This is a genomic window from Actinocrinis sp. (assembly GCF_035650855.1).
Taxonomy (GTDB): domain Bacteria; phylum Actinomycetota; class Actinomycetes; order Streptomycetales; family Catenulisporaceae; genus Actinocrinis.
Window position 1 is genome coordinate 1 of record NZ_DASRGV010000260.1, and the last position, 11,103, is coordinate 11,103.

Genomic DNA, 11,103 nt, shown 5'->3' on the forward strand with positions numbered 1-11,103 from the left:
GTTGGACAGGTGCAGCAGCACCGCCGGCGCGACGCCCATCGCGACCGTCGCCAGCGCCGCGACCGCGAGCGCGGTCTTGACCGCCACGGACGGGTTGGCGATGGTCGGGCCGTCCGGCAGCGGGTCGGAGAAGAACATCACCACGACCACGCGCAGGTAGAAGAACGCCGCCACCGCGCTCGCCAGCACCGCCACGATCACCAGCTGCGGCGCGCCGGCGGCGAGCGCCGCCTGGAAGACCGCGAACTTGCCCACGAAGATGCTGGTGAACGGGATGCCCGCGAAGGCCAGCAGGAACACCGACATCAGCGCCGCGGGGATCGGCGCGCTCTTGCCCAGGCCGGCCCAGCGGGACAGGTCCGTGGCCTCGACGCCGCCGGCGTCGCGCACGAGGGTGACCACGGCGAACGAGCCGACCAGCGCGATGCCGTACACCGGCAGGAAGAACAGCAGCGAAGCCAGCGCGTCGCGGCCGGTCGAGACCAGAGCCATGATGAGGTAACCGGCGTTGAGGATCGCCGAGTACGCGAGCAGCCGCTTGATGTCCCGCTGCGTCAGCGCCAGGATGCCGCCGACCACCATGGTCAGGATCGCCACGATCTCGATGACCGGCCGCCACACGTCGATCGAACCGGCCAGTCCGACGTCCAGGACCCGCACCAGCGCGCCGAACGCGGCGATCTTCGTCGCGGCCGCCATGAAGCCGGTGATCGGGGTCGGAGCACCCTGATAGACGTCGGGCGTCCACATGTGGAACGGCGCCGCGCCGACCTTGAACAGCAGGCCCATGCCAAGCAGCGCGATGCCCGTGTACAGCAGCGCCGGACCGTGCGCGTGCGCCGCGACGGCCTGGGCGATGCCCGGGTTCTTCGGGTCGCTGTCCGAGAGCTGCACCGAGCCCGCGTATCCGTACAGCAGCGCCGCGCCGTACAGGAAGAACGCCGAGGAGAACGCGCCGAGCAGGAAGTACTTGAGCGCCGCCTCCTGGGAGAGCAGCCGGCGGTGGCGGGCCAGCCCGCAGACGAGGTACAGCGGCAGGCTGAGCACTTCCAGCGCGACGAACATCGTCAGCAGGTCGTTGGCGGCCGGGAACAGCAGCATCCCGCCGATCGAGAACAGCACCAGCGGGTAGACCTCGGTGGTCAGCCAGCCGGCCCGCACCGCCTCGCGCTCCTGCTGCGAGCCGGGCACCGAACCGCCCTGCGCCGCGAACGCGTCCTGGCCGCCCTCGGTGCGCCGCTCGGCGATCACCAGGACCGCGATGAACGCGATGACCAGGATGGTGCCCTGGAAGAACAGCGTGGTCTTGTCGACCGCGACCGCACCGGCCGCGGCGATGCTGCCCGGCGTGTTGTGCAGCGCGATCACCGCGGCGAACGCGGCGGCCAGGGCGACCAGGGTCAGCCCGACCTGCAGCCGGTAACGCGCCTTGCGCGGCCCGAACGCCTCCACCAGCACGCCCACGGTCGCCGCGCCGAGCACGATGAGCATCGGCGAGAGCTTGCCCCACTCCACGTGCGGAGCGGTGAACGGCGCGGTGGTGGACGCGGTCGTGGCGGCGGCGAGGATGGACGACGACATCACTGCCCGCTCCCATTCGCTTGGGCGACACTGTCTTGACCGGCGCCGTGCGGCGCCTGGTTCGTGATCTGCACCTGCGCCGGAATCTGGTTGACCGCCGGGTTGATGTAGTTCGTCAGGATGCTGGGCACGAAGCCGAGCGCGATGATCAGCGCAAGCAGCGGGCCGATCACCGCCAGCTCGCGCGGGTTCAGATCCCGGAAGCCCTCCACCGGCTTGGCCACCGGCCCGGTCATCGTGCGCTGATACAGCCACAGGATGTACAGCGCCGCGAGCACGATCGAGGTGGTGGCGATGATCGCGGCGACCGGGTACTTCTCGAAGGTGCCGACCAGGACCAGGAACTCCGAGACGAAGGAGGACAGGCCCGGCAGCGCCAGCGAGGACAGGCCGGTCACCAGGAAGGTGCCCGCGAGCAACGGCGCGACCTTCTGCACTCCGCCGTAGGCGTCGATCGAGGCGGACCTGCGCCGCGAGACCATGAACCCGGCGAGCAGGAACAGCGCGCCGGTGGACAGGCCGTGGTTGACCATGTACAGCGTCGCGCCGACCTCGCCGCGCGCGGTCAGCGCGAACACCCCGATGGTGATCAGCCCGAAGTGCGAGACCGAGGTGTACGCGATCAGCCGCATCATGTCGGTCTGGCCGATCGCCAGCAGCGCGCCGTAGATCGTGCTGATCACCGCGAGCACCAGCACCAGCGGGGTGAAGTAGTGCGAGGCGTGCGGGAAGAGCTCGAGGCAGAACCGCAGCATCCCGAAGGTGCCGATCTTGTCCAGCACGCCGACCAGCAGCACCGCGGTGCCCGGAGTCGCCTCTGAGGCGGCGTCAGGCAGCCAGGTGTGGAACGGCCACAGCGGCGCCTTCACGGCGAAGGCCACGAAGAAGCCGAGGAACAGCCACTTCTCCGTGCCGCTCGCGATGTTCAGGTTGCCGCTGGCGACGGCCTTCGAGAGGGTCTCGAAGTTGAACGTGCCGCCGACGGCCGAGCGCGTCCCGACCACGTAAAGCCCGATCACCGCGGCCAGCATGAGCAGGCCGCCGAGCAGGTTGTAGAGCAGGAACTTGACCGCCGCGTACGACCTGCGCGCCCCGCCGAACGAGCCGATCAGGAAGTACGCCGGGATCAGCGTCGCCTCGAAGATGACGTAGAACAGGAAGATGTCGGTGGCCGCGAAGACCCCGAGCATCAGCGTCTCAAGGGCCAGCAGCAGCGCGAAGAAGCTGCGCACCGAGCGCTTGGACTCGGCCGGGGAGTCCTGCGGCGTCTCGGTGTCGTGCCAGGAGGCGAGGATCACCACCGGCACGAGCACCGCGGTCATCAGGATCAGCACCAGGGCCACGCCGTCCACGGCTACCGCGTAGTCGATGTGGAAGGTGGGGATCCACGCGTACTTCTCAGCGAGCTGGAAGCGCGGGCCGCCGTTCTTGAACGCGACCGCGGCCGCGATCGCGAAGCCGAGGCTGACCAGCGAGGCGAGCAGCGCGATCGGCCTGGCCAGGGCCGCGCGCCCCTTCGGCAGCACGGCGATCGCGGCGACGCCGGCCAGCGGCACCCCGATCGTCGTGCTCAGGTAGGGGAAGGAAGACATGCGCGCGCGTCCTTTCAGGCTTTGACCAGGAGCAGGGCCACGACGAGCAGGGCCGCGCCGCCGAACATGGACAGGGCGTAGGAGCGGACGAAGCCGTTCTGCAGCCGGCGGAACCGGCCTGAGGAGCCGCCGAGGCCCGCGGCCACGCCGTTGACCACGCCGTCCACGCCGCGCAGGTCGAAGTAGACCAGCAGTCGGGTCAGCCACTGCCCGGTGCGCATGAAGGCCGCCTCGTTGAACGCGTCGCCGTACAGGTCGCGGCGGGCCGCGCGGGTGAGCGGCGATCCGGCCGGGGCGATGGCCGGAACCGGACGGGCCTTGGTGCCGTAGAGCCGCCAGGCGTATGCGAAGCCGAGCGCCACGACCGCCAGGGTGATCAGGGACAGCGCCACCGTGTTGATCGGCGAGTGGCCCTCGGCCCGGCCGGTGACCGGCTCGAGCCAGTTCACGAACGGAGAGCCGATGCTGAACAGCGCGCCCGCGGCAACCGAGCCGACCGCGAGAATGATCATCGGGATGGTCATTGTCTTCGGCGACTCGTGCGGCTCTGGGGAACTATGCGGCTCCGCCGCGTGGGGCTCATGCCCGTGCTCGTCCAGGACCCAGCGCTTCTCGCCGAAGAAGGTCATCAGCATCACTCGGGTCATGTAGAACGCGGTGATCATCGCGCCGAGCAGCGCGGTACAGCCGAGCACCCACCCGGAGGTGCCGCCCTGGGCGAACGCCGCCTCGATGATCTTGTCCTTGGACCAGAACCCGGAGAACGGCGGGCAGCCGATGATCGCCAGATAGCCGAAGCCGAAGGTCCAGCAGGTGATCTTCATGTACTTACGCAGGCCGCCGTAATGGCGCATGTCCACGTCGTCGTTCATGCCGTGCATGACCGAGCCGGCGCCGAGGAACAGCCCGGCCTTGAAGAAGCCGTGCAAGACCAGGTGCATGATCGCGAACACGTAGCCGATCGGGCCGAGGCCTGCGCCCAGGACCATGTAGCCGATCTGCGACATGGTCGAACCGGCCAGGGCCTTCTTGATGTCGTCCTTGGCGCAACCGATGATCGCACCCATCATCAGCGTGATCGCGCCGACGATGGTCACCAGCAGGCGTGCGTTCGGCGAGAGGTCGAAGATGACGTGTGATCTGACGATCAGATAGACGCCCGCGGTCACCATCGTTGCCGCGTGGATCAGGGCGCTGACCGGGGTCGGGCCCTCCATCGCATCGAGCAACCAGGACTGGAGCGGGAACTGCGCCGACTTACCGCACGCGGCCAGCAGCAGCATCAGCCCGATGCCGAGGATCGTGTTGCGGTCGGCGGTGGAGGCCTTGTTGAACACGTCGCTGAACGCGAAGCCGCCGAACGTGGTGTACATCAGCATCACGCCGACGGACAGGCCGATGTCGCCGACCCGGTTGACGATGAACGCCTTCTTCGCCGCGACCGCCGCCGAGGGCTTGTGCTGCCAGAACCCGATCAGCAGGTACGAGGCGAGGCCCACGCCCTCCCAGCCCGCGTACAGCAGCAGGTAGTTGTTCGCGAGGACCAGCACCAGCATCGCGGCCAGGAACAGGTTCAGGTACCCGAAGAACTTGCGCCGGTTCTCGTCGTGGGCCATGTAGCCCACCGAGTAGATGTGGATCAGCGAGCCGACCCCGGTGATCAGCAGCACGAAGGTCATCGAGAGCTGATCGAGGTGGAAGCCCGCGTCCGCGGAGAAGCCGGGCACCGGGACCCAGGTGTACACGTGCTGGTCGTACGAGCGCGCGTCGCCGGCCTTGCCGAGCAGCGAGAAGAACAGCACCGCGCCGAGGGCGAAGGAGCCGAGCGCGGCCAGGCAGCCGAGCAGGTGGCCCCACCGGTTCGTGCGCTTCCCGCCGATCAGCAGGATCGCCGCCCCGATCATCGGCAGCGCGACGACCCACGCGGTCAGCGTGAAGACGCCGGTCGCCGCGACCGGGGCGTAAGTCGAGGGTGGCATCGTCGGCTGTCCCTCTCTCAGTACTTGAGCAGGTTGGCGTCGTCGACCGAGGCCGAGCGGCGGGTGCGGAAGACGGTGATGATGATCGCGAGGCCGACCACGACCTCGGCGGCCGCGACCACCATGGTGAAGAACGCGATGATCTGGCCGTCGAGCCGCCCGTGCATCCGGGAGAAGGTGACGAAGGCCAGGTTGGCGGCGTTCAGCATCAGCTCGATGCACATGAACACCACGATCGCGTTGCGCCGGATCAGCACGCCGAGCGCGCCGAGGCTGAACAGGATCGCCGAGAGGTACAGGTAGTTGTCGGGGTTCATGCCTCGACCTCCTCGTGCCGGCCGGAGCCGTTCGCGCCGTCGGCGTGGGCGCCGGTCGCGCCGCCCGCGTTCGTGGCGCCGCCGTTCGTGCCCTCGCGCGGCAGCGGGACCGGCAGCGGCTTGATGTCACGCAGCTCGCCCTGGGCGCGCAGCGTGCGGTTGACGCTGAGCGGCGCGATGCTGCCGTCGGGCAGCAGGGCCGGGGTGTCGACCGCGTTGTGCTGCGCGTAGACGCCGGGGTTCGGCAGCGGAGTGACGATGACGCTCGGGTCCTTCGCGTAGCGCTTGAACCGGTCCGCCGCCAGCTCCTTCTGCGTCTTGCGCGCGGTGACCCGCTCGCGGTGTGCCAGGACCATCGCGCCGATCGCGGAGGTGATCAGCACCGCCGAGGAGACTTCGAAGGCCCAGAAGTAGCGGGCGAACAGCAGGTGCGCCAGCGAGGGGACGTTGCCGCCGGCCGCCGCGTTCGCCTGGTCCATCCCGGCGAACGGGCCGAGCTTGGCGTGTGCGAACACGCCCAGCAGGATCGCGGCGAAGCACACCGCGACCAGAACCGCCGCCCAGCGCTGGCCGCGGATCGACTCGGTCAGCGACTCGGCCGCGTCGACGCCGATCAGCATCAGCACGAACAGGAACAGCATCATGATCGCGCCGGTGTAGACGACGATCTGCACGATGCCGAGGAAGACCGCGCCCTGCGCCATGTAGAACAGCGCCAGGCAGATCATCACCGCGCACAGGCACAGCGCCGAGTGCACGGCCTTCTTGGAGAAGATCAGGCCGAGCGCGCCGAGCACCGAGATGATCGCGCCGAGCCAGAACAGGAAGGTCTCGCCGCCGCCGGTGGAGGTGACCGGCCCGGCCAGCAGGTGCGTTCCGGCCGCCTGCGCCGCGAGAAGCCCGGCGCTCATCGCACCGCCTCCGGCTCGGTCTGCGCGGGCGCGGCGTCGGCGCGCGCGGACTCCGTGCCGGCCGCCTGCTCACGCGCGTACTCGGCCAGCTGCTCGTCCGAGGCGCGGGTGACCTGGCCCTTGTAGTACTCCTTCTCGGTGGTGCCGGGCTGCATCGCGTGCGGCGGGGGCACCATGCCGTCGGTCAGCCCGGCCAGCAGCTGCTCCTTGGTGTAGATCAGCGACTGGCGGCTGGTGTCGGCGAGCTCGTACTCGTTGGTCATGGTCAGCGCGCGGGTCGGGCAGGCCTCGATGCACAGCCCGCACAGAATGCAGCGCAGGTAGTTGATCTGGTAGACCTTGCCGTACCGCTCGCCCGGGGAGAAGCGCTCCTCCTCGGTGTTGTCCGCGCCCTCCACGTAGATCGCGTCGGCGGGGCAGGCCCAGGCGCACAGCTCGCAGCCGATGCACTTCTCCAGGCCGTCCGGGTGCCGGTTGAGCTGGTGGCGGCCGTGGAAGCGCAGCGCCGTCGGAACCTTCTCCTCCGGGTACTGCTCCGTGTTCGGCTTCTTGAACATGGTGGCGAAGGTGACGCCGAAGCCGGCGACCCCGGCCAGCGGGCCCGGGCCCTTCTGCTTCTTCTCGTCACTGCTCATCGGGTGCTCGCCTCCTCGGCGGTGGTGCCGGGCAGGGCCGGCGCGGGCTCGGCCGCAGTACGTGCGAACTGGGGCCGGCGCGGAGCGGGCGGAACGCTCTGCCCGGGCATCGGGGGCACCGGGAACCCGCCGAGCAGCGGCTCGTACGCGGGCACGCTCGGCGGCGGGGTGCGCCGGATCTGGTTGCGCTCGCGGATCTCCAGCAGCGCGACCAGCAGCAGGAACAGCGCCGCGATGCCGATGCCGATCGGGATGGCGTGCGCCCGGTCGAGGTCCCCGGCGTTGCGCAGCTGCCGGAAGGTGGCGACCACGAGCAGCCAGATCACCGAGGTCGGGATCAGCACCTTCCAGCCGAAGGCCATGAACTGGTCGTAGCGCAGCCGGGGCAGCGTGCCGCGCAGCCAGATGAACACGAACACGAAGATCAGCAGCTTGACCAGGAACCAGATCATCGGGTACCAGCCGCCGTTCGCGCCCGACCACCACGCGGTGATCGGCCACGGCGCACGCCAGCCGCCGAAGAACATCGTGACGGCCAGCGCGGAGACGGTGACCAGGTTGATGTACTCGGCCAGGAAGAAGAGGGCGAACTTGAGCGAGGAGTACTCGGTGTGGAAGCCGCCGACCAGCTCGCCCTCGGCCTCGGGCAGGTCGAAGGGGGCCCGGTTGGTCTCGCCGACCATCGCGATGATGTAGATGATCGCGGAGAGCGGCAGCATGTAGAAGTACCAGCCGTGCTGCTGGGCGTCCACGATGCCCGCGGTGGACATGGTGCCCGCGTAGAGGAACACGCCCACGAAGGACAGGCCCATGGCGACCTCGTAGGAGATCATCTGGGCCGAGGAGCGCATCGCACCGAGCAGCGGGTAGGTCGAGCCCGAGGACCAGCCGGCGAGTACGACCCCGTAGATGCCGATCGAGGAGATCGCGAGGATGTAGAGCACGCCGATCGGCAGGTCCACCAGCTGCAGCGTGGTCCAGTGGTGGAAGATCGACACCTTCGGCCCCCACGGGATCACCGCGATGGCGAGGAACGCCGGGATCGCGGAGAGCAGCGGGGCGAGCCAGAACACCGGTTTGTCGGCGTTCTTGGGGACGATGTCCTCCTTGAGCGCCAGCTTCACCCCGTCGGCCAGGGACTGCAGCAGGCCCTGCGGGCCGACCCGGTTCGGGCCGATGCGCATCTGCATGAAGGAGACGATGCGCCGCTCGTACCAGATGTTGAACAGGGTGAGCACGACCAGGATCGCGAAGGCGGCGATCGCCTTGATCACGACCAGGATGAACCACCACGGGATGTGGGTGTCGAAGCTCCCGAGGAGCCAGTTGGTCGCGTTGTCGGGGAACTGCGGCATCAGCCCTCCACCTCCGCCTGGCCTGAAGCTTCGAGACCTGGCTGGCTGGGAACGTCCGCGACGCTCGCGGTCGCGCTCGCCGCGAGCGCGCCCTCGGGTGCGGCCTGCGCGGCCGGGTCGAGGAGCGTGTCCGGCACGACGCGGGCGATGGTGACCACCGCGCCGGTGTCCGCGCTCAGCGCGGCGCGCACATGCGAGCCAGGCGAGTTCGTCGGCAGCCACACCACGCGGTCCGGCAGCGCGTCGATCGCCAGCGGCAGGGTGATCGAGCCGGCGTCGGTCGAGACTGACACCGCGTCACCTTCGGTCGCACCGATCTCGGCAGCGGTCGCGGCGGACAGGCGCACCACCGGCTGACGCGCGGTGCCGGCCAGGTGCTTCTCGCCGTCCTGGAGCCGGCCGTCGTCGAGCAGCAGGTGATGGGTCGCCAGGACCGCTTGTCCGGCGGCCGGCGCGGGCAGTGGCCGGGCCAGCGCGTAGGGGCGGGGAGCGGGGATGCCGTCCCAGCCGCCGAGCGAGGCCAGCTCGCGGCGCGCGGAGGCGACGTCCGGGAGCGCGAGGTGCACGTCCATCGCGTCGGCGAGTCCGTTGAGCACCCGCAGGTCGGACATGCCGCCGGCCACGGTCTGCACGGCCTCGGGCGAGAGCGCGGCCTCGAAGGTGCGCGGGCGCCCCTCCCAGTCCAGGAAGGTCCCGGCCTTCTCGGCGACCGCGGCCACCGGCAGCACCACGTCGGCCCGCTCGGTCACGGCCGAGGGCCGCTGCTCCAGCGAGACGATGAACCCGGCGGCGTCCAGCGCGGCCAGCGCGCCGGCCGGGTCGGGCAGGTCGTCCGGGTCGACGGCGCCGACCAGCAGGCCCCTGATGTTGCCGGCGCGCACCGCCGCGAGGATCGCGTCGCTGTCGCGCCCGTCGAGGGTCGGCAGCGCGCGCACGCCCCAGGCCGTCGCGACCTCGGCGCGGGCCCGCGAGTCCTCGGCGGGACGGCCGCCGGGCAGCAGGTTGTACACCGCGCCGGCCTCGATCGCGCCGCGCTCTCCGGCCCGGCGCGGGATCCAGCCGAGCTTGGCGCCGCTGGCCTCGGCCAGTCGCAGCGCCGCGCTGAGCGCGCCAGGCACGCAGGCCAGCCGCTCGCCGACCAGGATCACCGCGCCCGGTTCGCGCAGCAGCCTGGCCGCGTTGAGCCCGGCGGAGTCGAGTCCGGCCTCCTCGGTGCCGGCCGCGAGCGCGGTCAGGAACTCCGGCTCGGTGTGCGGGGCCGCCTTGAGCAGCGTGCCGCTCAGCTTGGTCAGGCCGCGGGTGGCGAACGGCGCTATGGCGATGACCGCCGTACGCGACTTGCGGACCGCCTTGCGCAGCCGCAGGAACACGATCGGCGACTCGTCCTCGGGCTCGAACCCGACCAGCAGCACCGCGGGGGCGTGGTCGAGCTCCGAGTACGTCAGCGCCAGCTTGCCGCCGCTGACCGGACTCTTTCCGGCCAGGTGCGCGGCCAGGAACTCGGCCTCCTCGACCGAGTGCGGGCGGGCCCGGACGTCGATGTCGTTGGTGTCCAGGGCGATGCGCGCGAACTTCGCGTACGCATACGCGTCCTCGAGGGTGCTGCGCCCGCCGAGCAGGACGCCGGCGGCGCCGCGGGTCGCGCGCAGTCCGACGGCCGCCGCGTCGAGGGCTTCCGGCCAGGAGGCGGTGGTCAGCACGCCGTTGCGGCGCACCATCGGGTGCCGGATCCGGTCCCGGGAGGTGGCGTACTGGAAGGCCCAGCGGCCCTTGTCGCAGTTCCACTCCTCGTTGACCTCGGGGTCCTCCCCGGCCAGCCGGCGCAGCACCTTGCCGCGGCGGTGGTCGGTGCGCAGCGCGCAGCCGGCGGCGCAGTGCTCACAGGCGCTCGGCGAGGAGACCAGGTCGAACGGCCGAGCGCGGAACCGGTAGGCCGCGCCGGTCAGCGCGCCGACCGGACAGATCTGCACCGTGTTGCCGGAGAAGTAGGAGCTGAACTCCTGGTCCCCGGCCACCGAGACGCCGACCTGCTGGCTGGCGCCGCGCTCGATCAGCGAGATGAACGGGTCGCCGGCGATCTGCTCGGAGAAGCGGGTGCAGCGCGCGCACTGCACGCAGCGCTCGCGGTCCAGCAGCACCTGCGTGGAGAGGTTGATCGGCTTGGCGAAGGTGCGCTTCTGCCCTTCGAACCGGCTCTCGCCGCGGCCGTTGGACAGTGCCTGGTTCTGCAGCGGGCACTCGCCGCCCTTGTCGCAGACCGGGCAGTCCAGCGGGTGGTTGATCAGCAGCAGCTCCATCACGCCCTGCTGCGCCTTGTCGGCGACCGGGGAGGCGTGCTGGGTCTTGACCACCATGCCGTCGGTGACCGTCGTGGTGCACGAGGCCATCGGCTTGCGCTGGCCCTCCACCTCGACCAGGCACTGGCGGCAGGCGCCGACCGGGTCGAGCAGCGGGTGGTCGCAGAACCTCGGGATGGCGATGCCGAGCCGCTCGGCGACCCGGATGATCAGCTCGCCCTTCGGCGCGATCGTCGGGACGCCGTCGACGGTCACGGCTACGTAGCCCTCGGGCACCGCGGGCGCGTCGTCGGCGCTCCCGCCCTGATTCGGCACAGTGTTCGTGGTCACGGTCATGCGCGTGCTCCGGTCGTGGCCATGGCGGGCGCCCACGCGGTGGACAGCGCCGGGTCGAAGGGGCAGCCGCCGCTGCGCAGGTGCTCCAGGTACTCGTCCC

Annotated in this window: 8 protein-coding genes; all 8 read right to left on the reverse strand. The window is 70.4% G+C overall.

Annotated elements, in window-relative coordinates:
- Positions 1-1,581: NADH-quinone oxidoreductase subunit NuoN (nuoN, locus tag VFB40_RS18900; RefSeq protein WP_324852474.1), on the reverse strand; the 1,581-nt coding region annotated here is incomplete at its 3' end.
- Complete coding sequence (locus VFB40_RS18905; protein ID WP_324852476.1) at positions 1,581-3,173, reverse strand: NADH-quinone oxidoreductase subunit M; 1,593 nt, start codon at positions 3,171-3,173, stop codon at positions 1,581-1,583. The genes nuoN and VFB40_RS18905, both read right to left, overlap by 1 nt.
- A 14-nt stretch (positions 3,174-3,187) precedes the next feature.
- Positions 3,188-5,152 (reverse strand): NADH-quinone oxidoreductase subunit L, encoded by a 1,965-nt coding sequence (gene nuoL / locus VFB40_RS18910; RefSeq protein WP_324852478.1) that lies wholly within the window; start codon positions 5,150-5,152, stop codon positions 3,188-3,190.
- A gap of 17 nt (positions 5,153-5,169) precedes the next feature.
- Positions 5,170-5,469: an NADH-quinone oxidoreductase subunit NuoK gene (nuoK, locus tag VFB40_RS18915; RefSeq protein WP_324839398.1), complete on the reverse strand. Its 300-nt coding sequence runs from the start codon at positions 5,467-5,469 to the stop codon at positions 5,170-5,172.
- Positions 5,466-6,380 carry an NADH-quinone oxidoreductase subunit J gene (locus VFB40_RS18920; RefSeq protein ID WP_324852480.1) on the reverse strand — a complete coding sequence of 305 codons (915 nt, stop codon included), beginning with the start codon at positions 6,378-6,380 and terminating at the stop codon, positions 5,466-5,468. Before VFB40_RS18920 ends, nuoK begins: the two co-directional genes overlap by 4 nt.
- Complete coding sequence (nuoI, locus tag VFB40_RS18925; RefSeq protein ID WP_324852482.1) at positions 6,377-7,015, reverse strand: NADH-quinone oxidoreductase subunit NuoI; 639 nt, start codon at positions 7,013-7,015, stop codon at positions 6,377-6,379. The genes VFB40_RS18920 and nuoI overlap by 4 nt, the downstream gene beginning before the upstream one ends.
- Positions 7,012-8,370 carry an NADH-quinone oxidoreductase subunit NuoH gene (nuoH, locus tag VFB40_RS18930; protein WP_324852484.1) on the reverse strand — a complete coding sequence of 453 codons (1,359 nt, stop codon included), beginning with the start codon at positions 8,368-8,370 and terminating at the stop codon, positions 7,012-7,014. The genes nuoI and nuoH overlap by 4 nt, the downstream gene beginning before the upstream one ends.
- The gene (locus VFB40_RS18935; protein ID WP_324852486.1) at positions 8,370-11,003 is read right to left on the reverse strand and encodes an NADH-quinone oxidoreductase subunit G; all 2,634 of its coding nucleotides are present in this window, start codon (positions 11,001-11,003) and stop codon (positions 8,370-8,372) included. Before VFB40_RS18935 ends, nuoH begins: the two co-directional genes overlap by 1 nt.
- Positions 11,004-11,103: the final 100 nt, after the last annotated feature.

Excerpts from the sequence above, each read along its gene's own strand:
- nuoI (WP_324852482.1), bottom strand. The coding sequence starts at position 7,015 with ATGAGCAGTGACGAGAAGAAGCAGAAGGGCCCGGGCCCGCTGGCCGGG.
- VFB40_RS18935 (WP_324852486.1), bottom strand. The coding sequence starts at position 11,003 with ATGACCGTGACCACGAACACTGTGCCGAATCAGGGCGGGAGCGCCGAC.
- nuoH (WP_324852484.1), bottom strand. The coding sequence starts at position 8,370 with ATGCCGCAGTTCCCCGACAACGCGACCAACTGGCTCCTCGGGAGCTTC.
- VFB40_RS18905 (WP_324852476.1), bottom strand. The coding sequence starts at position 3,173 with ATGTCTTCCTTCCCCTACCTGAGCACGACGATCGGGGTGCCGCTGGCC.
- nuoK (WP_324839398.1), bottom strand. The coding sequence starts at position 5,469 with ATGAACCCCGACAACTACCTGTACCTCTCGGCGATCCTGTTCAGCCTC.
- VFB40_RS18920 (WP_324852480.1), bottom strand. The coding sequence starts at position 6,380 with ATGAGCGCCGGGCTTCTCGCGGCGCAGGCGGCCGGAACGCACCTGCTG.
- nuoL (WP_324852478.1), bottom strand. The coding sequence starts at position 5,152 with ATGCCACCCTCGACTTACGCCCCGGTCGCGGCGACCGGCGTCTTCACG.